This window comes from Neptuniibacter sp. SY11_33, assembly GCF_047778025.1.
Classification (GTDB): domain Bacteria; phylum Pseudomonadota; class Gammaproteobacteria; order Pseudomonadales; family Balneatricaceae; genus Neptuniibacter.
Map to the genome: position 1 here is coordinate 496,144 of NZ_CP180543.1, position 26,322 is coordinate 522,465.

A 26,322-nucleotide genomic window follows, 5' to 3' on the forward strand; every position below is an offset into this window, starting at 1 on the left:
ATGGCGATTAAACGGAATGATACGGCAAAAAGTAGGCTTTGGAATGCAGTTAACAGAGCTAATTTAGGAGTGCCTAACGAGGGTGCGCAAAGGCCTGCGACCGCCAAAAATGCCTTACGAAATGATCGTTTCAGGCTCGAATCGCTAGAGCCACGATTACTCTTATCTGCCGATCCTGTTTTTGCAGCAGCTGCTAATGCTGATTTAACAGTTCGATTACTTCAAGAAGATGACATTACCCTCGTTCAGATTCTTGATAATACTGCTGACTCTGAAGACTCTGCCGTGCTTCAGGAATATACCCTTATTGATGATGCCGGTACGACTGTTCTTGATAGCCTTACCATTAATGGTGTTGATGGCTCAGACGAATCTCTTACCCTCGAAAATAGTCTGCTAGATGACACTACGGGGCTTGTGGTTAATTTCAATGGTGGTACTGGTGATGACACCGTTGTAGGCACAAGTGCTGATACACAATGGAGCTTAACGGGTTCTGGCAGCGGTAGTGCTGATGAAGGAAACCTTAACTTTAGCGGTGTCGCGAATATTGAGGGCGGAGACGGGGACGATACTGTTGCAAACGTTTCAGCTACTGCATCTTGGTCATTAACAGATACTTACTCCGGTGCAGTTAATAGTGTCAGTTTTACGGGTGTTGAAAACCTAACCGGTGCTGCTGGTGATACCTTAGATTATTCTTCTTATGGTATTGGTGTAACGGTTGATTTAGCTGGTGGCTATGCGACCGGTTTTGCTTCTGTGACTGGTTTCGATAACGTTACAGGTTCTAGTCATGCAGATACTATTGCTGGTAATAGCAACGCTAACACTCTGATCGGTGGAGGCGGAGACGATACGTTGGTTGTTAATCGTGATGCAGATATCACATTAACTGATACGGAAGTTCGCTTTGATGGTGAGCTGGCAGGTTCTGGCGAAGACTCTATCTCTGGCTTCGTAGCGGCTTCGCTTACGGGTGGTGATGGCGATAACACAATTAATGCCTCAGCATTTACAGGTGTTAATGGCGTAAGTATTGATGGTGGCGCGGGTGCAGATATTCTTACGGGTACTGCAAATAACGATACCATTCAAGGCGGAACCGGAAACGACACCATTGATGGCTTAGGTGGTGCCGGTGATACGGTAGTCGTCACTCGTGATGCAAATATTGCTCTTGAAGACACTAAAATTGTCATCAATGGTACAGATGAAGACAGTATCAGTAATGTTGAAACCGCGCTACTTACCGGCGGTGATTCTGGTAACACAATCACTGCTGCAACCTTTACCAAAGGTGGCGTAAGTATAGATGGTGGCGCAGGTGACGATAATATCACTGGCTCAGCGCAAGCAGATATCCTAACCGGTGGTTTTGGTGCCGATACAATCGAAGGCCTTAGTGGTGTTGATACCTTGGTGGAGAGCAGCAACGGGCATTTTGCTTTGGTTGGCACTGCTGCTAGCTCGACTTTAACGTCTAGCAAAAACGAAACAGCGCTTATCACCCTAACTGGTGTGACTTCAGGAACTTTTACCCTGACCTTTGACGGTCAAACAACTGCTGCTATTGCCTATAATGCTTCTGTTGCTGAAATTAAAGCGGCGCTTCGTAGCTTATCTAATATTGGTGAACAAGATGTCACTGTAGCACTGGGTGACATGGATGCTTCCACTGATCCTGTAGATGGTACAGCTGAGTGGACCATCTCTTTTACCGGTAATCTTGCTGATAGCAATGTGGTAGATCTAACCCTAGATGATACTAATCTGACCGGAGGTTCTGCATCAGTAGCAGTTACTCAACATTTTACTGAAGACGACACGATAACAAGCGTTGAGCAAGCAGAACTTACTACAGGACAGGGCGCTAATATTCTGGATGCTTCTGGGTTCTCTGGTTCTGTGACACTAGACGCTGGTTCCGGTGATGATATTCTCCGTGGTGGTTCAGCCGCTGACATTCTGAAAGGTGGGTCCGGTAACGACATACTTTCTGGCGGTGCTGGTGAAGATGACATTGATGGTGGAACAGGTAATGACATCTTGTCGGAAACCGGTGATCGTCACTTCTATTTGACTTCGTCGGCCCTTCTTAATGCGGCAGATGCTGCGACCAGCTCGGAAGACGATGTTCTAACAGGTATTGAAGGCGCAGAGCTGACAGGCGGTGCTGGTGCTAATACGCTTGATGCATCAGGTTTTAGTAATGTAGATGCAACTACTCAGCTTTATTACTTAAATAATGGCTTTGGCGTAGGTACTGGTCAGGGCAATGACCTCCTAGTTAAGCTTGGTTCAACCGATATAGAGATAGATCTAAGTACGGCAAATACTGTTCAGGACGTACTTGATCTTATTACTGACGCCAATACTGCACTTACCGCAGTGCTGGATGGTATCGCGATTCAAATCACCAGTTCTGGTGCTGCTATTACTGAGATTAGCTCTCTCAATAGCTCAACCACTGCTGAAGATTTAGGGCTTTCCTTCACGGGTAGTTTAACAACAGTAACAGGCGATACTCTAGGTACGGGTAGCGTTACGCTTTCTGGCGGAGCCGGTGCGGATACGCTAGTAGGTTCTGGTGGCGCTGATGTTCTAGTTGGCGGTGCTGGTGCTGATACGATCGATGGACAGGGTGGTAAAGACCATCTTACAGAAACATTCGATCTGAATATGACTCTGTCCGACGCTGCAGCTGCAACTCATGACGCAGAGCTAGTTATTGGTTCTGATACCGCGGATAAGCTAAAGAATATAGAGCAAATCACGCTGACGGGTGGTGCGAGTGCAAACACATTAGATGCCTCTGATTACTCGTTAACCTCGGTAACCCTCGCTACAGGCGGCGGTACAGATACTCTTAAAGGTGGTGCGCAGAGCGATACCTTTATTCTTGATGTTTCTAACCTTGATAATACCGATGCTGACCCTGCTAACCATGACACAGTAACCATTAATGTTGGTGGTGGTACTGAAAATGAAGTGGTGGTGCTAGATACCGATGGATTTGTAACTCAAGACGATTTCGGTTGGGTCAACTGGGTTGATGATGCTGGTGACCCAGCGGCAGCAGCGGGAACTCAAACCCTAAAAGGTAATGATGACAGCGACGGTAACAAAAACAAGCTTGTTGTTAGCGAGAACATCACGCTGTCAGGAATAAACCTAAAGCTGTTAGCCGACACAATAGAAATCAAAGGCTTCACCATAGATACCAGCGTAAATGGTGGTGTATCCGGTGATATTTACCTTGAAGGTATCAACATCACAATTGATGAGGGTGCCCAATTAATCGCTAAGGACGATAATGCAGGTACTGCCGGTGATATTACGATTTATGGTCTGGATGATCGCTTAGATTGGACTTCTGGTTTCGCCAATATCGATTTTATTGAGTCGATTGTTACTATTGGGCAGACCGAAGGTGCTGGTGGTGAACATACCCTTATCAAAGGTGGCGATGTTGTTGTTTATGCCCGTGCTAATGCTCAGCACTACATCAAAGATACAGATCACTGGGACTTTGCTCTAGATGAGTATGTGGCCTTTGGCTTAGAAGGTATTGCTGAAGCTGCAGAAGGTTTCGCGCTGTTTGCCGCTGTGTCTTATGCGAAAGGTAATGCACAAGTTAAAATCGGTAAAGAAACTGAGATCGAAGCTGAAGACTTTATTGCTGATGCTACTTCGATTGTGAATGTTTCAGCTTCTCCAACAGGTTGGGCGTTTGCTGGTGCCGCGGGTGTCATCGATAACACCGCGAAAGTCGAGATCGACGGTAAGATTACAACAACCGATGATCTAATTGTCCGCACTAATGTGGATAACACCACGAATGTACTTGCCGACCCAACAGCGGCAGGGACTATAGCAACAAGCGTTGCTATTAGTGTGACTAATTCTGAATCTACTGCTCATGTGCAAGATAATGCCATCCTTAATGTCGGTGGTGATCTAACAGTTGATGCTAATACCGTTGATAAAAACCGTACGATGGCACGTTCTATCTCTGGTGATACAGGTGCTTTAGGTGTAGCGCTGGCCTTTAGTTATGAAGATGGTAATACCAATGCTTACTTAGACGGGACAGTGAACAGCTCCAATAGTATTTCTGTAACAGCTGAGATGGAAAAAGCAGCCATTGAAGCGTCAGAAATGATCTTTGTGCCAACCCTCGTTAATGGTGTTCAGGCGGTATCTGCAACAGGCACAGATTCAAAAGGTAATCTATTAGAAGATACCGAAGCCACTGCTAAAGAGAAAATGACCGCCGGGGTTGATAGCCTAACCGGTGGTTTTATTACCAAGGTTTCTAATGCTATTAAAGGCAAACTGACTTCAGACCCTCCAGGCGATCCTTGGAAATTTGATGCTAGCTTTAGTACAGCAGTTGTTATTGATAAGAACAAAGCCGATGCTCGCATTGGCGATGGTGCCTCAGATGGAGATTCTGATAGTGGTGATATTACCTCTTCCGGTGATATCACTGTTAAAGCTGTTGTTTCTTCGCGACCAGATGTAACCGCTTCCTCTAGCGCTGATGATGAGAACAAAGATGATTCATCCAAAGGTCCGCAGGCAAATACAGGCGGTTCCGTCGCGATGGTCGTTGGTATTTTCGAAAACGATGCTGATGCGCTGATTAATAGCGGAGCTAAGGTTGATACCGAAGGTACGTTAACTGTCGATGCGCAGGCTCTTAACCAGATCGATCCATTAGGCTTGTGGGGTGCAAACTTAATCGCACCACTTGTATCCGGCGATAGCATTGAAGCCGATTATGATACGACTCAAGATTACGATCAGCCGATCAAACTTGAAGGCGTTGTTGAAGTTAAACAAGGTCATACTGCCGGTGGTAGTGTTGGTTCCTTCTACGAATACACAGGGACACATGAACAGACTTTTGATCTTTCTACGGTCGATTTCACTACTGGGGATTGGGAAGAGGTAAATCCATTTGCTGAGAAATCCTCAGGCTTTATCGGTCAGCTCACAACATACCTTGATGATAATTTAGGCTTAGATAATAACTTGATCGATAGCTGGTCAGTCGCGACTGCGGAAGGGCAGAAGCTGTCCTTGGCTGGTGCCGGTACTGCGATGTTTATCGAGCAGGATTCGGATGCGCGCATTAAGTCTGGTGCTGAGATCAATCAACGTTTAGCTTCATCTGGTACACCGGGTGATGTAATTGTTACCGCAAACAGCATCAACCACCTAGCAGCTTTAGGTGGTAACTTCAAAACGCCAGGTATCTCTTCAGGCAATACAACGGGTTCTGGTGATAATAAACAGCGTACTTGGGCTCCTTCGTGGGAAAGTGGCGGTGCTGGATCATCATCAGCAGATGGCGGTAGCGCTGCAGGTTTGACCGTTCTTTATCATGGCTTTACTGGTAATTCGACTGCCAAAATTGAAGATGGTGTTCTGCTTGATGCAGATGCTCTGAAGGTGGTTGCTGACAATGAAACCGTAGGTGTAACTTTTGGTGCCTCCGGTGGTCAGTCTGACAATATCGCTTTCAATGGTGCCGTTATCATCAATGAGATTGATAACAGCACAATTGCACAGATCGCTGAAGGCGCGACTATCAATGTAGGTAGTGGTGATATCGGCGGTAGCGGACCATCTTTGCAAGTTAAAGCTAAAGATGACGCCTATCTAATTACTGTTGCAGGCGGAATCGCTGCATCTGAACATGTAGGTGTAGGTGCAGCTGTATCTGGAAACATTGTTGATCGCGAAACGGAAGCGCTTATTGGTGCTCGCGATGGCGAGGATGTTGCGACAACTAAAGGTTCTGTGACTGTTGCTGGTGATTTAACAGTCGAAGCTGATCACGAAGGCTTTATTGGATCGCTTGCGATCTCCGGTGCCAAAACATCCAGCAGTTCTACTCCAGAATCGGGTGGTACGGGTGTTAGTCAGAACAATTCGGATGGCTCTAAGAGTGAAACCGATGACCCGGGTAAACTGCCGAACAACCAGAAAAATTACGACAATGTTATTGCTGAGCTAAAAGCACGCTTTGGTGAAACAGATAGCTCATCAGGCTCTTCAGGTAGCTCTACGGCTAGTGAAAATGCAGGTAAGTCGGGTATTGGTATTTCTGGCTCAGTAACCATTAATTATGTTGAAGATGATGTTTGGGCTTATATCGATTCGAGTGGTGCTGTAACTACTACCGACAGTGATAGCACGATTACGATTAAGTCAGATGATTCTACAGCGATAGGTTCACTTGCGGGTTCTGCAGCAATCTCTTCAGCTAGCACAGGTAAATCAGCAACCGGTATTGCCGGTGCTATTGGTATCAACTTGATTGGTGGTAAGAGCGCAGCATTTATCGATAATGCTGGTACGATTACTACGCCACGCTTAGATATGGATGCGACTCGCACAGGCTGGGTTGTTTCTATCAATGTAGGTGTTGCAGGTGCAACCGGTCAGAAAGGTACAGCGGTTGGCGGTTCTGTTGCGGTTACACGTATTACTTACTCAACCGAAACAAGTATTACCAATACGCCAACTGTTGTTGTGAATGGTCATCTGTCAATGCATGCAGATGATTCTAGTAACCTAATTCTTGTTGCCGGTGCTGCTGGGTTTGGTGGTAAATCGGGTGCAGGTGTTTCTGTTGCCTTCTCTGAGATAGAGAACTCTGTTACATCGAAGATTGATAACGTTGGTAGTCTTAAATATACCTCTGGCTTAGATGTCAATGCGAAGGCGGATGGCCTACTCGTCGCAGTAACAGGCACTGTTGGCGTATCGACTAGCAGTTCTGGTGGTCTAAGTTTAGCGGGTACGCTATCTATCAATATGGTTGATACCGATGTTGATGCGGCCATCTTGAATACAACCACGACAACGGATGCTGCAGGCGATGTTACTGTATCTGCATTGGATGATTCTTCAATCTTCTCTTTCGCGGGTGGTTTTGCTGCCGGTGGTAAAGCCGGTCTGGGTGCTGCGCTAGCACTGAACTTTATGACCAATACGGTTAAAGCCCGTGTAGAAGGTTCTACGATACGAACTGATGGAAATGTTACGGTTAAGGCGCTCGAAAGCAGTTCATTAATTGGTATTGCACTTGGTGGTGCTGGTACTAACAAATTGGCTATAGGAGCATCAGTTTCTGCTAACCAGACAGCTAACACTGTTTCGGCAAAAGTACTTAATAGTACGATTGAAGGTCGAGGCGATAACACTTCGACTTCTGTCATAGCGCAAGACTCCTCAACAAGTGTAGGTATTGCAGGCGCAGGTGCGGGAGCTGGGAAAGTCGCTCTGGGAGCAAGCATTGGCGTTAACTTGATTGGTAATACAATCACTTCGCAGGTGGATGACTCATTTATCCACATGACTGGTTTGAACTCCAATATTAACGTTACAGCGATCGCTGAAGAAGTTTTGGTGAGCGTTGCTATTGGTGGCGCCGGGGCAAATACATTTGCTCTAGGCGGGTCTGTTTCGGTTAATGAAGTCACTAATACTGTAGAAGCTAAAGTAACTAACAGTTTGGATACGTCTTCATCTGGAACGCCAAATAAAGGTCTTCATGCGACGGGTGATATCTCTGTGTCTGCTGCTGATAGCACAACAATGGTGGTTGTTGCTGGTGCGGGAGCGGGTGCAGGAACTGCTGCAATTGGCGCTGCAGTTTCCACAACCGATGTTGGCAATACCATCAAGGCTTATATCGATGGTTCTACGGTTAACTCATCTGCCGGCAATGTATCTGTTACTGCGGGTTTTGCTGCGCCTACGACGGCCGCTGATCTTAACAGCCTTGGTGTTGATACAGCTGATCTTCCAGATGAAGCCGATACTAGCTCGCAAATTATTAATGTTACTGTAGCTGGTGCAGGTGCTAATACCTTTGCAGCAGGTGCTGCGATCTCTTTGAACTGGCTGCATAACAATGTTCAGGCGTATATCAGCGGTGGTGCTGATGTAGATGCAACTGGTGATATCAAAGTTAATGCCCGTGATGACGCAGATATGATCAGTGTGGCTGTTGGTGCTTCTGGCGCAGGAACAACAGCAATCGGCGCTGCATTAGCTTATAACTATGTTGGAGGAACGCCTGAGGATCCTAGCCGCACAGTTGATAGTAGCCGACTGACTGATGATGCCGGGCAGGTACTTGCGTACATCGACAATTCACAAGTTGATTCATCAGCTGCGGGCGTTGAAGTGGCAGCCCATGCTGATGCCAGCATTATTAATGTCACTATCGGTGCTGCGGGTGCAGGCACTGTTGCTGTAGCCGGTTCTGTTTCCATCAACTTTATGCGCAATATTGTGAGTGCCCTGATTAAAGGTGGGGCTGATGTAACCGCGCATACTGATGTTGATGTGAGTGCAACTGTTACACCAATTATGATTATTGTCGCTGGTGGTGGTTCCGGTGCTGGTACCGCAGCTGCCTCTATTGCTTCTGCTACGAATGATATGCGTAGCAGTATTAGCGCAAGTATAGAGGGCTCTGGTACAACGGCTACGGCGACTACGGGTGACGTGAATGTTGCTGCAGAAGTACTAAATACTGACCAATTACCTACAGTAGGTGATGCTTCTAATCAGGCTGATACTTATGCAGCGAATGCTGCTGATGATGACGAAAACCCTGATCCAATTTTAGATGCTCAGATTTGGAGTTTTGCAGTTAGCGGCTCTGGTGCAGGTACGGCAAGTTTAGCTGGTGCGTTGAGCCTGAACTGGATCCGTAATGAAGTAGAAGCCTTTGTGTCGGATGGTGCTACTGTCACTGCTAATGCGGGAGGTTTGAGTCTTCGTGCTTCGGATCAAGCTACGTTGAACTCACTTGCCGCAGGTTTAACTGGGGCAGGCACCGGCGCGGTTGGTGCTGCCGTAGCGTACAACTATGTAGGTGGTGATCCGGATGATCCGGCATCAACTCGTAAGAACTTCGCAAAAGTTTACATTGATAATGCAACGGTTAACGCCGGTACTTTAGCAATGAATGCGATCGCTAATGCCAATATTAATTCTCTCGCTGTTGGTGCCGCGGGAGCGGGTACAGTTGCTGTTTCAGGTGCGCTATCGCTTAACTGGATCAAGAAAGATGTTGAAGCGACCATTAGCAATGGTGCTCAGGTAACAACCACAGGTGATATTACGCTTCGTGCTACGGATTCTTCAACGATCCGTTCAGGAGCTGTGGTGATTGCAGCTTCGGGAACGGCTTCCGTTAGTGGTGCAGTTGCTTATAACGAAATTGCTAACAACATTTCTGCTGGTGTATCCGGTTCAGGTACAACGGTTACGATCACTGCGGGTAACAACGGCGATATCGTAATCGAATCCTTATCCGATTCTACCGTGAAAACTCTAGTAGCCAGCGTTTCCGGTTCTGGAACTGCAAGTGTAGCCGGATCTGCTGGTGCGAACCTACTGGAAAGTCAGGTAAATGCTTTCATCGATTCAGCGACAGTGACGACTGATGGCAGTATTTCTGTTTACGCTGAATCTAAAGATACCTCAGAGGGCATCGTGGGTTCTATAGGCGCCTCGGGTACTGCAGGTATCGGTGGTGCGGTTACCGTTAATCAACTAGATAACGGCTCATTCGCATACATTGATAACGCAACGGTATCGGCTCAGGGACTGGGAGATGGCGTAAATGTTAAAACTACCGCAGCTGATGGCGCAGCGACAGAAACTGTAAATGGGATTTCTGTTCGCTCCAATGTACTCACCAACCTAGAATCTTATGCGGGTGCCGGTGGTGTGTCTGGTGTAGTAGGGATTGCTGCTAACGTATTGGTAAACCGCGTAGCGAATACTTCAGAAGCTCGTGTAAGTAACTCTACAATTAACAGTTCTACTGACCGCGGTAAGTATCTAAAAGTTAATGCCCATCAAGAAACTGATTTCGTAAGTGGTGGTGGTGCTGTTGGCGTTGGACTTTCTGGTGGCGGCGCCGCTGCGACTGTTGACACTAACTTTATCAATAATACTACGCGTGCCTATATCGATGGGAATAGTAAGAGTAAAGATGTTTACGCTGCTGAAGGTATCAGTGTTTCCGCGGTTTCGGATGAAGATTTAGATACTGTTGCTGTCAGTGCGGGTGGTGGACTCTATGTAGGCGCATCAGGAACAGCATCGGCCTTTAAATCTAGTTCTCTTACAGAGGCTTATGTAAATGCTGCAGATCTGAATTCTTACGGTGATATCACAATCAGTGCGGATTCTGATGTCGATATGAGTTTTGATGATGTATCACTGGCCTTGGGAGCTGTTGGTGCTGGTGCATCTGTAAGTGTTGCTCTATTTGAAGGAACTACCAAGGCTTATACTTCTGGCAGTAGTTCTCTGGTTTCGGAATCAGATGGTGTTGGTGGAATTGGTGGCTCAGTTTCTGTAACAGCTAATGCTAAAGAAAGCTCTGACGCTCTTGTTGCAGCAGGTGGTGCGGGTCTTGGTGCATTAGCCGCGTCAGTTGGCGTATTGAGCAGCACTTCTCATACTTCTGCATATTTAGGTAGTTCAACAACGGTAGCAGCACTTCAAGGCGTAACCGTTACAGCCGATCATGTTATTGATGTAAACAAAGAGAGTGCGAGTGCTATAGGTTCCGTATCTGTTGGCGGTGGTGGTATTGGTGCTTCAGTTGACGTAATCACCATTAATAACACAGTCGATGCTCATATTGGCGCGGGATCAGTTCTTACGACGGTAGGTGCTGTCCGTGTAGAAGCGACAGCAACGAAGAATGTTGAATCTAATGTTTTGGCCTTTGCGGGTGGCGCAACAGCCGGGATTAGCGGTGCAGTATCTTATATCTCGATAGGCACAGGTCCAGATGGCGAAAATGATAGTGAACTAACAGCTTCTCAATCAAGTGTGGCTTCAGGCTTTGGAAATAGCACTGTTAGTGGTTTAGGTAGTGACAGTTCTGCACAGAGAGCACAAGCTAAAGGCGATAGCACACTAAGCAGTGGCTCCTTTTCAACTTTAGATATTAAAGCTGATAACAGCAATCCATATAGCACACGCGCATATATTGGTGACGCCGTTACCATCCAAGGTGTTGATGGTGTTAATCCAGTAGATGGTAGTAGCGTCCGAGTATCTACAGCGTCAGTGACGGTTAAAGCGGATGAGAACATTAATGTTGATGTTCTAACTGGCGGTGCTGCGGTTGGTGGTAGCGTTAGTGTGGGTGGTACCGTATCTGTCACCTCTTTAGGGAGTAATACTACCGCTTGGGTTGGTAATGCAGGTTCTATCGAGGCAAGTGGAGCTGTCACGGTTGATGCTGATTACACCTCTGATGTTGATATCGAAGTTTACGGTGGTTCTGCAGGTACTGTGGGCCTAGGCGCACAGGTTGCAGTGCTTAACGATAGCAGCAATCAGTCCGCTTATATCGAAAATGGTACGAGTGATGCCAACGGCGCGAAAATTGTCAAAGCGAGTTCTCTAAATATTAATGCCGCAGCAAATCGCGATATCAATATTGATATTGTCGGTGTATCTGCAGGTGTTGCAGCAGCAGGGGCTGCTGTTGGAGATGTGTCTGTTTCTGGTTCTACTTCATCTTATTTAGGTGATTATGCTCAGGTTGGTCAAAGTAGTACTTCTGGCTTCACGGTTACGGATGTCAATGTAACGGCTGTTAATAATCTTAATGTAGATCTAGAGGTTACTGCAGTTGCAGCAGGCTTAGGCGCAGGAGCTGGTAATGATGCGAATATCTCTTACTCTCCAACGGTATCTGCTCGTATAGGTAAAGGCTCTGATATAGATGTAACAGGCACTGTTACGGTCTCTGCTGTGGCTACGCCAGAGATTGAGACCGATATGCTCGGTGTCTCAGCAGGTGGTTTAACAGTTGGTGTTTCGCTGACCGATGTAGATGTGAATGCTAATGTTTCTGCAACATTAGGTTCTGCTGACGGTACTGAGGGCAGTATTAATCTTGATGCTGCAGCCCTTAATGTGATGGCTGCAACAGATGTTAAAGATGGCGGTAATGGCATTAGTGCTGAATCTACCGGCTCTTCTGGCTCGCTTGTTGGTGTGAACGCAACGCTAAGTGAAGTTTCAACTACAAGCGTTGTTGAAAGCATCATTGGTGCCAATTCGAACTTGGTTGTGGCGGGTGCCGTAACGATTGCGGCTGTTACAGAGACGCGTCAAAAAGCGAATTCTGATAGCAATACCGGTGGCATTGTGGCTGCGGGCGCGAGTACTGCAACTGTCTCTTCAAATACGACAACTAAAGCTCGCATTGCGTCCAACGTTGATATCGATGGTGGTAGTTTAAATCTGGTAGCTACTGGAAATGATGACAACTTTGCTGTGGCCGATGCCGGTAGTGGTGGTGTATTGGCTGGTGCGGGCGCTGCTGTTACAACGAATAATACTAGCAATACTCAAGCAATCATCGATGGTGGTCATACATCGGGTCGTAGTATTGATCTGGATGATGCCTCTAATGGCGCGGTAATGGTTACCGCGGACCATACTGCGAAATTCAACGGTGAAATCAGTACTGTTGGTGGTGGTGCATTAGCGGGGAGTGGCGCTGAAGCTGATCATGATGTGAATGCTACAGTCAGCGTGTCTATCGGTGCCAATACCGATATGGATGCCCGCTCTATGGATATTTCGGCGACCAACGCTCTTAGTAAAAATCAAACCGGCATTGACGGCACTGTTGGCGGTGCTCTTGCGGGAGCTGGCGCTGATAGCGATATCGACCTGAGCATTAGTACGACGGTAAATGTTGGCGCAAGCGCGAAGTTGGATGTGGTGGGATCTGCATTTAATCCAGGTAACTTGAGCATAGCGGCTCTGAATAAACTGGATGTTAAGGATAAGATCACACTGACTTCAGCGGGTCTGGCTTCAGGCGTAGGCGCTAATGCAAATATCTCTACCAGTCAGAATTTAAGCCAAGTAGCTATTGGCAGTGGTGCCCAGTTAAGCAGTGTGGGTGATGTAACGTTCTCTGCTCGTGGTCAGGGTACGGTTTCAGCTAAAGTGAATATGGATACTTATGGTGCTGCTACTGTAGGTATAGCTGGTACTACTGTAAATATTCAGCCGGTTAACCAAGTTAATGTCGGTACCAATGTTCAAATTGAAGCCGCCGGCGATCTAAACCTACTAGCAGGTATTGGTACAGATAAAACACGTGATCAGTACACAATCGAAGCACGTACCGATAGCTTTGCCGGTAGCGCGATTCCAATCGATGATGTAGATGCATCCTCTACCTTGGTGCAGACAAACTCAATTACGGTTGATGCGGGCGCCCATCTTAAAACTGCTCGCGATGCTAATTTGTATGCGGAAGACTTTGGTTTAGCGCATATGACGGGTAAAGCCAAAGCGGTTAACTGGGCAAGTGCTGCAGGTGATGCCATCAACAGTGTTACTGGTGGTGGCGGTGCCGAGCAGTATGATGGTTATATCCACTCTGATGCGACGGGTACGGTAACGGTTAATGGTACGATCGAAACAGGTATTAACCGTCATCAAGAACTAATTATTTCTGGGATGGATGCCTTCGGTAATCCAATTATTGCATCAATTTCTGATGGTATTGAGTATGCAGTTACCTCTCAAGCACTCGAATCTACTCTGAGTGCAGAGTTGGCTGAAGCGCGTAAAGCTTATGCTCAGTATCAATACAGCAATGCTGACCTTAAAGCTTATTACGAAGCTGAAATTATTCGCATCGAGAATGAGATGTTGGCTAAAGGGCTGTTGGAAGTTGTTACAAACTCTGACGGTAGTATCAGTAAAAACCGTATTGACCAATCAGTTATTACAATTGAAGTGGCGCCAGTTTGGGCCGAAGCGGGCATTATTAATGTTCGAAGCGACTTCCTGCTGGGTAGTGGTACTTTTGATGCTCCAGGCGATGCTAGCATCACTATTACCAATAATTCGCCAGCCTTCCTCAAGATTCATGGTGCGACAATTCCTGAATCAACAGGTGGCTTGTTCCACAATGGTATTGAGGTTGAAGAAGCGACGAAAACTGATGTCTATACGCTAATCAATGTTGCGGCCTCTGGCGATCCAGCAATCAACATCATCAACTATTATGAGCCTGCTCCAGGTGTTGCAGCGCCTACACCTGAGATACAGATCGTTGGTGATATTGAGAACTTAAATGGCCTGGTTAATATCCAAAATGATGTTAGCGGTGGTGATATTAAGATCACTGCGGAGATTCGATCTAAGGATCTAAACATTGTGGCTGGTGGCAGTGTCTTTATTACTGGTTTGACAGATATCAGTACTGGCGGTGAGCCATATTCGCTGTGGAGTGAGTACTCTCAAGGTGAAAATCTCACCATGCAGGTTACGGAGACTTACACTTACCAGATTTTCGGTATCACTTTAGAAGGCACACGTACTGTTACTAAGAACGTTGATTTTGGTAAGGGGCAGGGTGTTGGTGAAGTAAGCAGTAGTGATGTCACTACGATTCTGAACCAGTCACCTGATGAAAACTCAATGATCTATGGTGATCGAGTTTATATCGACGCCGAATATATCAACCTCAATGGTATTGTTCAGAGCGGTCAACAAGATATAACCCTTAATCTGACTCAAGCTAACATTGAGGCGGCTAAAATCAGTAGCAATGTTACAGCCAGCTCTGTAGGTCTAGTTAAACTAACAGATCTTTCTAACCGCTTCTTCGGAGTGTATTGGGATACACAAAACCAACGTATCTTGATCGATGAGGTGCGTGCTAGCGGTGGTGATATTGAACTTCGCGGCCACCTGTTGAATACAGGTAAAGGCGAAGTACGCCTCTTGAGTGGTTACAGTGCGATCAATGTAGCTAACTCCTCCAACTATGATATTGAGATTTTAGGCCTTGATGTATCACAGCGTGGTGCAGGTACGCTAATCATGGCTGACAAAGCTAAAGGCAGCAGTAGTGACCCTCAGGTGACTATGTATGAGAAAACAGCCTTTGGTGATGCGACTACATCAGGTGCTGAATCGGTAATTGATCAGCTTAAATCTGCAGGCCATCAAGTCGGTGTTACAACCCTATTGTATATGGGTAACCAGTCTTCTATTACTGAAGCTGACGGTACGGTATTTACTAAGACCGCTTCTGGTGCAACGATCACCACATCAACCGGTCAGGTAGTGACTATCAGTAGTTCTGCTATTGCAAGTCAAACGAGCTATGAAGTGGGTAACTCTGCAAATGGTGTATGGCGTGCCGGTTGGTCTATTGATGTGGATAAGTCGATCTACCGTGAAACCATTCTGTCCTCTTCATCTCTATGGGGTATCGATTTCCTATGGCCTGATCCTGCAGATATTAGCTGGGATCATGAGCGTGTTGATAGCCAGCCAGTATTGGCGGATGAAGGTATTTACTATTATCTGGATACCTCTGCGAATAAGCTGAATAACTACAACTACGAGAAGACGACGACTTCTCTATCTTCAGATGAGTACGAGAAGGATCACTGGACAACAAGTACTTGGTACGGCAAGAAAACTTATTACTCTCACTATGTTCAGGAAGAGAAGGTTGCTGAAACTCATACTCATGATATCCGTGCGGATAATGATATTACTATCAAGTTCCAGGGGTACAGTGAAGGGCATATTAACTTAAGCACTTCCGGTAGCGGTTCCGATCTATTATTGAAAGGTCCTTTGGCTAACACGAGTGGTACAACCAATGTGACAGCATCGCAGGGTGGCATTTACATGCTATCAAGCGAAGCTTATGTTGGTGGCAAAAACATCAACATGTATGCCCGAGATGATATTGGTAGTGCAGTGTTGATGATGGCCTTGAATCAGACTGATGATGCTTCTGCATCCTTCAGTGCTACTACTGTTTCAGGTGATATCTATCTGGATCAGTTTACTGGTAGTTTGGCTATCGACACTGTTACAGCGGGTAACCGTTCTGACGTCATTATCCAGGCTCAGCAAAGTATCACTGTGGCTGCAAGCGGTTCTGGGTTGATTACAGCAGGGGCTGTAACCTTAACGGCTGAAGGTGGCTCTGTAGGTAATAGTTCTTCTACAAAACTAAAACTTGATTCAGGTACGGAACTGCGTGATGCGGTTGAAGTATGGGCTAAGCAAAATATCTATTTAGCTGAAACTAGCGGTGATATGCACCTGTTTAAAGCAACGGCTGAAACAGGCGATGTTTATATCAGTGTGCTGGCAGGTTCTCTGCTTGATGCTAACAGTTCCGTTGAACGTGATGATCGTACTCGTAAAGAGTTGATTGACTCTGTATGGGGTGAATTGCAGCTTACAGATGGGACTGGTGTCACTGATAAGATTCAACAAGCTAAAGACGTGTTCGCAGCTGGTAAAGAGAGCGAGTATCAATCCTACTGGCAGATTAGAAACGAGCAGTTTGGTGGTGCGTATGATTCGAATGATGCCGTTAGCTTAACCTCCGAAGAGGAATCCTATTACCGCACATTCTATGCAGAGCAAGGTAATACGCCTGCAGAAATTGATGCAGCTATAGCAACTCTGGAAGCGAAGAAGTCATCTCAGTATCACACTTTGCACTCCGAATATGGTGCAGGCGCTTATGATGCGAACTACAGCTATACCCTGACAGTAGACGAAATTGATGCGATTGAAGGTAGCATTAAAATTTGGACTGAAGACGAACTTATGAATCTAATTAGTGCCGGCTTACTGAAACCAGTAACCAGCACAACTGATAATGAAGATTCAAACGTTGTTGCTGGCGGCACAATTAACCTAAGTGCATCAGCAGGTGTAGGTGCTGCAGTCGGTGGGGTAACGATCGAAACTGATGGTGACTACACAGACGATGAAAAATTTGCCCTAGCTGCAGCTGAGCGTTCAGATATCGCTTTCCTAACCAGCATTGAAAGTAAGAACGTTGAGGTGGATATTGATTCATCTGGCACAATTACGCGCGGTTCTGGTTCTTGGCTCGATGATGGCTTTACTGCAGGTATGCAGATCCGCATGATTGGTGATAGTGCTAATGCTACAGAAGGAAGTGAATTCTTCGAAATAACCTCTGTTACAGCAAATACCATCACACTAAGTTCTGGGTTTGATAGCAGCGAAGTTGCTCAAACTGTAACGGTGACCCAGGTACTGGCGTCACCAACGAATCAGACAATTATCGCTGCATCTGAAGATTGGAATAGCAGCTTTGTAGTTGGCGATGTAATTACTCTTGATGGCGTAAACTACCTGATCGACCGTTTAACGTCCGATCTGATCGAAGCCTCTCTGGCTGATGACAGTGTTGATCAAAGTGGTGCGGTCGTTGTTGATAGCAGCCGTTATACAACTTCTACAATTACTCATGTGGCAATCGATCAGCGTGAAGATATTAACGTTGACGATGCCCAGTTAGGCGGTACGCAAACTCTAACCGTCAATGCTGGCACTAACTTGTACATTGGCTCTCAAGGCAAGTTGGATATCACAAATATTACCGCAGGTAGTAATGCAGATGATGCAGTACGCATCAAAGTTAAAGATGGTATTACCTCGAGCCAAGGCTCGGATACAACAGTGATCCGTGGTGGCCATCTGATCCTAGAAGGCGGTCAAGGTGGCATCTATACCGGCAGTGTTGATTCTCCAGAAACACTGCGTATCGATCTCAATGATGGTGCTACGCTCACCGCTCGCGCTTCCCAAGGTGTCTACCTGAAAGAAGCCAGCGGCGATATGAATGTCGCGGGTATTTATGCAGCTAGCGATAAGGTTTACCTAGAAACCGAAAGCGGTTCAATGCTGGATGCGCTTGATAACGAGTATGAAAATATTCGCGCAAACCGTATAGAGCTTGTTGTCGCAGGTGGTTCCGTTGGTGAAGCCGATAACGCCCTAGATGTTAATATCGTTGCAGCGCCTACTGCTACAACCGGTACGGTCAATGTATTGGCTTCCGGTGATATCAATCTTGCAGAAAGCGATGGCAACCTGAATATTGATCACGTTAAATCAACAGGCGGCGATGTTCGCCTACAAGCTCATCAGTCAATTATCGATGCGCTTGATAATGGCCTAGTTGATGGTGCATTGCCGCAAGTGGATGTAGAAGGTGCAAGCATCACCTTAGTGACTATTCTAGGTACGATCGGTGAGGCCGATAATGATCTGGATATTGATACGGGTTCTGTTGAAGGTGCGACCTTAACAACATCAAGTTATGGTCATAGTTACATCACCGAAACCTTAGGTGATCTATACCTGAATACGCTTGAAGCTAAAAACGGTAATACTGCGTTTATAGCGTCTCCAGATGGCAGTATCTTAAATGGCCGTGCAACAGGTAGTAATGTTGCATCCGGTAAAGTTTATCTAGCAGCAGCTAACAATATTGGTGCTGTGGATAAATCTATTAAGACTGAAGTTGGCGGCGTAGAAGCAGAAGCGATCCTTGGTAGTGTTTGGTTGGATAATACCGGCGCGTTGACCGTCGGTGGCGTTCTGGATGTGAACAAGCCGGGTATTAGTGCTGGTGGCGCTATCCGAGTTGTAACCCACAGTCCGATTACACAGGACGAAGATATTACTGCTGTAGGTAATATCGAACTGATTGCTACAGACAGTACCGATCTGACGGCTGACTTCTTAACCATTAAGTCGGGCGTGACATTGACGACTGAAGCAGACGTTATCCTCTATGCCGGCGATGATCTGTTGATTGAAGACGGTGCGACCGTTCACGGTACCAATGTGTATATCTTGGCAGATAGTATCGATGTGAGTGGTGATGCGTTTACCTTATCTGAAGCGTTAACGAGCGTAGCGGATACCGGTGGTAGCACCATTACTATCTCTGGTTTGGTTACGGCTGATAATGCGATTCATACCCGTGGTGATGCTGAGAACGATACGATTATTGTTAGTGCTACTGGTGTAATGATCGCGGATATTGAAATGAGCTTTAACGGTGGTACTGGCGATGACAGTATCCAGTTCTACGGAACGGTTTCTGCTGATGCTGCTGAAACTCACGCTGGTGTTGATGTTCTGATCGATGGTAACGAAGGTGAAGATGCTGTCTTGATCGATGCACTCCAGTTGGTTGGCGATACCCGTATTGAGGGTGGCGCTGATAACGATGCAATTACGATCAATGAACTTCACACTCGAACCGAGCAACTAGTCCTAGATGGTGAGTCGGGTACAGACCGCTATACCATCAACCGCACAAGTAATGATGCGGATTATGTGATTGATGTTGAAGATACCGGTGCTCGTGACAGTGGTGCTGATACCCTAACAATCAATGGTACCGCTGATAACGATACCTTCTTGCTTCGTGCAAACTTTGTTGCTGCGCTTCATGGTGATCTAGATTCTGGTTTTACGAATAATGTAGAGCGCATCACTTACAATGAAAACATTAATGCTCGTCTGACTATTAATGGTCATGCCGGAGATGATGGTTTCTACAGTGATGATAATAGCAGTATCACCACGCTGGATGGTGGCGCTGGTAATGATACCTTCCAGATCGGTCAGCTATACGGAGCTGATCGTCAAGCTCCATATGTCACTGTAGGTGACGAGATTGAAACCACAGAAACGACCCTAGGTTTCTTGAGTAACGGTAACAGCTTGCCAATGGTTGTTTATGGCGGTGATGGTGAAGATCAGATCACGGTATACAGCAACAAGGCATTGACCAAACTGTACGGTGAAAATGACGATGATACCTTTGTTGTTCGTGCCTTCTTGAAGAAAGGCACCACTGAAACAGCAGGTGGTGGTGAAACCGAACTATATGGTGGTGATGGTGCTGACGATATCCAATACAGCATCAATGCTCCACTTAAGATCGACGGTGGTGCAGGCAATGACACCCTAGTCGTGCTTGGTACAGAAGCTGATGATAACTTTATGATCACGGAAGATGGTATCTTCGGTGCAGGCTTGAATATCGGCTTTGAAGGTATCGAGTTTGCAGAAGTCGATGGCCTAGAAGGTGATGATAACTTCTTTATCCTTAGTACTAGCGAAGATGTTGAAACAACGATTATCGGCGGTTTGGGTAGCGATACCTTTAATGTTGCCGGCGATGTTACGGAAGATATTGTTTCTTACTCCGTAGAAGGACGCAGTGGCTTTATTAACCACAGCGTTTGGAGTGATGATCCTCGCTTTAACGGTATCTTCGTTGATGGTGTATCACTGAATGTTGCTGATGATGAAACAGGTAAGATTCAGGTTGATATGGTTGATGGTAGTTTGGTCGTTGATGAAAACGGCCTGTTAGATGACTTCTACGAAGTTTCTCTAACAGCGGCTAAACCAACAGCAGCAACGATTGCTTATGTAACGGTATCTGCAGCACGCGCTTCTAGCAGTGATAAAGAGCTTCCAACGATTGGCGGAGGAGATCCTGCGGATAGCATATTGGTATCCGTTGATGGTGTTAACTACTATGAATCATTAGTGCTGAACTTTGATTCTCTTGCAGCAGATGGCTCCGTGGATGACTGGCTACGTAAGCAAAAAATCTATGTTAAAGGTGTGGACGACGGAGCGATCGAAGGTGAGCGTACTGTAGTTATCAATCACAGTGTCTTGAGTGATAACCCTGACTTTAACCACCTAGATATAAACAACGTTGAAGTGACTGTTTACGATAATGATCAAGCCGATCTGATCATTACTCAGTCCGATGTCGATTCCCGTGTGGTTGAAGGGGCTGCTTCTGGCGATACCTTCACTGTAGCATTGACTCAAGCACCAGCTGATGGCGAAACCGTCACAGTTGTTCTTGCAGAGAAGAATGCTGAAGGCGAGATCGATTTTGATAAGACGGTTCTAACCTTCGATAAGGATAACTGGGATAACGCTCAGACAGTAATGGTAACGGCAGTTGACGATACTGATGTAGAGAATGTCTTCCGTTCGGCAGTTACTTTTACAACCACAACGGACCTTGCGGTAGGCTCTGAATTTGATGCAGTGGTGACTGATGAATTGCGTGTAAGCGTTGTCGATAACGACACGGGCACCGTAATAGTGACGCCGACTAATGGTTCTACCATTGTGAGTAACAGTGAGACGGATAACTACAGTTTGGTGCTCAGTACCGAACCTACAGATCCGGTAACTGTTAATGTGCTGACTGATGGTCAAACTATCGTAAGTAGCACAGATCCTCGCTTTAATGCGACTGATGGCACAGTGACCTTTACTGCATCTGATTGGGATTCTCCAGTTGAGATTGTTGTTGCGGTGAATCCTGATTATGTACCTGATGCATCGAATCAGCCTGTACAAAATCCTCCGTTGCAGCCTCATACCTTGGATCAGATTCGCGGTAAATTGATCATTGAAGGTTCTGTTCCAGAGGGTAAAGAGCGTGCGCTTTCTAAAGCGGTGATGCTGCCAACTGAAACAGACGAAGCGTTGCCAACCGTTGATATCAATACTGATGAAGCGGCTCAAACAGATACGTTGTATATGTTCAACGATGGTAGCCGATCTGATGATACTGGTTTCCTAACGGATTCCACTATTACCGGCTTAGGCATAGGTGCTGGTGGTGTTCAGTACAATGACGTTGAAGTTGTCGAAGTGTTAAATGGTCAAGGTGACGATACCTTTACAGTCCAAAGTACTGCAGAAGGTGTTATCACTGTTATCCATGGTGGTGGCGGTGATGATGAGATCTATGTGACTGGCGGTGGCGGCGCAGCCGCTCCGTTAATCTTGTTGGGTGATTCTGTGCAGGATGGCTCTACCTACACATCGACCTCTGATGCGAAGACGACTAAAGGTCGTGAATTTGCCAATGCGGGTAATGACACGATTGATGCCTCCGGTGCGACAGGTTCAGTTGTTATTTACGGTGGCCAGGGTAACGATATCCTGACAGGTAGTAACTACGGTGATCATATTGCCGGTGGTTCTGGCAACGATGAAATCTATGGTCTAGGTGGTGACGACCATATCTATGGTGATGCCGGCTTTAACTTAGATCTAACTCAGCGCTTGAGCCTATCGACCCAGATTCTAACGGTTGTTAATACGGCTGATGGTGTTAATGATAACCCTGAAACCGCAGATACATTGACGGTTGGTTCTGACACGATTGATGGCGGTAATGGCAACGATATTATCTTTGGTGACAAAGGTGTTGTTAATCAAGTTGCGGGTACAAATCGTATCCTAACCACGGCGGAAGTGGTTAGCATTACCACAACAAACCGTGACGAAGCAGCTAATGACATTCTGAAAGGTGGTGCTGATAACGACGTCATCATGGGTGGTCATGGTCAGGATGATATTGAAGGTGGTAGCGGTCACGACATCCTCATCGGTGACCATGCCGTTGTAGATTACAACGACGGTGATACTGATATTACAACGCTTGATTCAGTCATAACTGTTGAGTTGGTTAACGGCGATAACGATACCATTAAAGGTAATGAGGGCGATGACCTAATTATGGGTGGTATCGGCGCTGATAATCTATTTGGTGGTAATGGCGATGGTGGAGACGCTATCACAGTAAGTGATGACGATATTATCTTCGGTGATCATGCGACAGCATTGTTGGCTGGAAATAGCTTTGTACGCCTACTAACCAAAGAGCAAACAGAGGGAGTTGCTGATCTCATTAAGGGTAATGAAGGCTCTGATCGCATCTTTGGTGGTGCTGGTGCAGATACCATCGAGGGTAATGCCGGTGGTGATTGGATCATGGGTGACTTCGGTGAGATGCATCTTTACAGCAACGGTAATGTTCAAACCTTCTTCTCTGTTGATGAAGCTGGAGATGCAACCGCTGGTGATATCATCGATGGCGGTGAAGGCAATAACCGTGTGATTGCTGGTCTAGGTGAAGACAATATCACTACCGGTGGTGGAGATGACCATATCATTGGTGATAACGGTGTCCTTAACTACGGTGAGGATGAAGTAATTACTGAGGCTTATACGGTTGAACATGAACTAGGCGACGATGACACCATCGAGTCTGGTGCAGGTGATGATATTGTCCTTGGTGGTAACGGCAATGACACGATCAGTGTGAGTGCGGGTAATGACAGTGTTATTGGTGACAATGGCTCAATTACCTTCAATCTGGGTATCCGCGATACGCTAGAGAGCACTGATACAACCAACGCTACAGGTGGCGATGATACTATCTCATTAGGTTCTGGTGATGACCAAGCTATCGCCGGTGTAGGTAATGATACGGTTACTAATGAGTCCGGTGAGACGGTCATCATTGGTGATGATGGTTACATCAAAAACGATGCTGATGGTCGTTATCTGAATGCCTACACGGATGATTTCCGACTGGGTGGCGATGATAAGCTAACGGGTGGCGAAGACCGCGATATCATCTTCGGTGGTTTTGGTAAGGATGAGTTAGACGGTGGTGCGGGTGATGACCTAATGACCGGTGATGCCGGTATGGTCACGCGTAACACTGATACGATCGTACTTGAGTCTAAAGATTTGGAAGTGATCGACACATTAGATGGAGATGATGACATCTTACGTGGTGGTGCTGGTCTTGATCGTATGATTGGTGGCGCAGGTGGTGATCTGTTCTACGGTAGTTTCACAGAAGATGTCATGGTGGGTGAATACGCTCGTTACACATTTGCAGCTGATGCAGAAACATCAGGTGAACAGGCAACCTTTGTTATCACCCTCGCTCAAGGCGCACTCGATCTAATCCGCTCATCCCAAATCGGCTTGTATAAGAGTATTGCTCAGCAGATCTTCGATGCTTCTGATCTCGGTGAGGTAGCACGAAGCCGAACAGCTGTTGCTACATCGTTGAGTGATGATGCAATCGCTGCTTTGGGACGTTTAGGTGACCTGCAAAACTTCAGTGGTTCTGCTGCACCGGGTGTAGATGTTGTAATCCAGTTTGACCCTACTGCGGCTGGTGACAAACCGGAAGAGCAACTACCTGAAGAGGCTATTGCAGAAGAGGGTGCACTACCTGAAGAAGCTCAACAACAAGAGTGTGAACCTGTAGAAGGTGAAGTCGCTGAAGGCGAAGAGGGCGTAGTCCCAGCTGAATGTGCTGCACCTGAAGCAGAGCAGGTTGAATCTGAAGAGGTTAAAGAAGAGCAAATCGAAGATTCCGAAGTCAAAGCTTCTGAAGAAACTTTAGAGCAAACTGAAGAGTCAGCAGGCATAGCTGCTAACCTAGAAGCTGCACTAGCAGGCTTCAGTGGTTGGGCAGTAATGAAAGCGAATAAAGCCAATGCGAAGAAGGAAAATTCTAAACTTGATAGCGAATCATTAACGCAGCTAAAAGCCAGAAATAAGAAATCTGGTTACGTTAGCTGGGAAGATATTCGTAAGTAATTAGGATAGACTTTTCATATGGGGCTGCTGCAGCTTATCTGCATGCAGCCCTTTTCGTTTTTAGTAACAGGCCTGCTCAGCCATGGACAATCAGTTAGACACAAAACATCCACAAGATTCTTCTAGTTCGCTAGAAACGCAGCAAGGTACATCAGTTATCTTCGATACCTATTCGCAACAGCCTGCCAACTTTTATCAGGAGTGGCTGGATTCTCAGTGTTCCCTGATTGATGGGGCGCAATCTGCTTTAGTTCTAGCGCCATTAGATGAAGGTGATAATACCTACCACCCTATGGCTATCTGGCCTCAGGATTCAGGAGCACTAGCGGATCTACATGGATTAGCGGAAGAGATTATTAACAATCGTTCGGCCCTAGTAACCGCTTTACCTGCGAGCGTTCCTGGGCATGAAATTTTTGCGATTGGTTATCCAATCATTTTGGATGATGAACTGATTGCCGTTGCGACCGTTGCTGTCGCAGTATCATCAGAGCAGGAACTCAAACGTGCGATGCAGCTTTTGGAGCTTGGAGGTTCGGCTTTAGAAGTTTTGAAATTACGGTTGGAAAAGCAACAGCGCTTAACCAAAGATGATAGTTTAGAAAGAAGTATCGATTTCTTAGCCAGTGTTCAGTCGGAACCTGATTACGCTAGTTCAGCAATGCGTTTGGTAACTGAGCTCGCTGTAATGCTGAACTGCGATCGAGTGTCTTTAGGTAACTGTCAAAAAGGCCATTCCAAGGTTTTACACTTATCCCATAGCACTCAATTTGGTAAGCGAATGAACCTAATTCGCTGTATTGAAGAGGTGATGGATGAGGCGATAGACCAACAGCAGTCTGTGGTATATCCAAATCCTGATTTAGAAAGTAGTTCGGTAGTGATAGCTCATGCAAAACTATCGCAACAACAAGGGGATGCGGTTGTACTCAGTGTACCTCTCTATGTGGCAAACAATATTGTTGGCGCGCTGACCTTTGAAAGAAATCCCGATATACCATTTACCGAGCAGGAAGTGGCTCAGTGCGAGAGTATTGCTGCGTTGGTGATTCCTGCATTAGAGGACAAGCGCCTGAATGATAGAGCGTTGTTGCTGAAAGTTTGGGATTCTGGAAAAACTCAATTTTCAAGGCTTTTTGGTGCCGGTTACTTAGGCCGCAAATTACTCTTTATTCTAAGTGCTGCTTTGATCATCTTTTTCTCTGTTGCTCAAGGTAGTTACCGCCTGTCAGCAGATGCCAAGTTGGATAGCTATATTCAGCGGGTCATAGCGGCACCTTATGATGGGTATATCCACTCTGCGGTTCATCGTGCGGGAGATGTGGTTAAGAAAGACCAGATGTTAGTGCAACTGGATGATCGAGACTTACATCTAGAGCGCCTTAAATGGCTAAGTGAAGAAGCCAAGCTTAATCGACAGTATCAAGAAGCTTTAGCGTTCCATGATCGTGCTAAGCTTAATATCATCAACGCGCAGCAAACTCAGATCAAAGCGCAGTTAGATTTGGTAAATAGCCAATTGGAGCGTGCTAAGCTCCTATCACCATTTGATGGTCTGATTGTCAGTGGTGACCTCAGTCAGAGGCTAGGTGGGGCAGTGCAGAAAGGTGAGGTGCTCTTCGAAGTGTCACCATTGCATTTTTACCGTATTAATCTTTTGGTGAAAGAGAGTCGTATTGCCGATGTCCTTATTGGTCAAGATGGCACATTGCACCTATCTGCATTACCTGAAACGCCATTTGAGTTTGTAGTGACGAAGATTACGCCTCTAACTGAAGCCAAAGATGGAGCGACTTTCTTTGTAGTAGAAGCATCGTTACAAGGTGAATCTCTGCAGTTGCAACCAGGTATGGAAGGTGTGGGAAAAATCTACATCGATGAACGTAACCTTTTGTCGATTTGGACTCGAGAGATGCAGGAATGGATGCGTCTTAAAGTCTGGTCTTGGTGGGGCTAGCGGGA

Annotated in this window: 2 protein-coding genes; both read left to right on the plus strand. The window is 46.3% G+C overall.

The genetic code is table 11. From position 1 onward, the window contains the following. Positions 1–24,360, plus strand: a complete 24,360-nt coding sequence (locus tag ACMXYV_RS02215) for an LEPR-XLL domain-containing protein (RefSeq protein WP_415890160.1) — start codon at positions 1–3, stop codon at positions 24,358–24,360. An 82-nt stretch (positions 24,361–24,442) separates the two neighbouring features. Then, positions 24,443–26,317: an efflux RND transporter periplasmic adaptor subunit gene (locus ACMXYV_RS02220; RefSeq protein WP_415890161.1), complete on the plus strand. Its 1,875-nt coding sequence runs from the start codon at positions 24,443–24,445 to the stop codon at positions 26,315–26,317. Positions 26,318–26,322: the final 5 nt, after the last annotated feature.

What these genes read in the sequence shown, in the direction of transcription:
- ACMXYV_RS02215 (WP_415890160.1), top strand. Translation starts at nt 1, where the DNA reads ATGGCGATTAAACGGAATGATACGGCAAAAAGTAGGCTTTGGAATGCA.
- ACMXYV_RS02220 (WP_415890161.1), top strand. Translation starts at nt 24,443, where the DNA reads ATGGACAATCAGTTAGACACAAAACATCCACAAGATTCTTCTAGTTCG.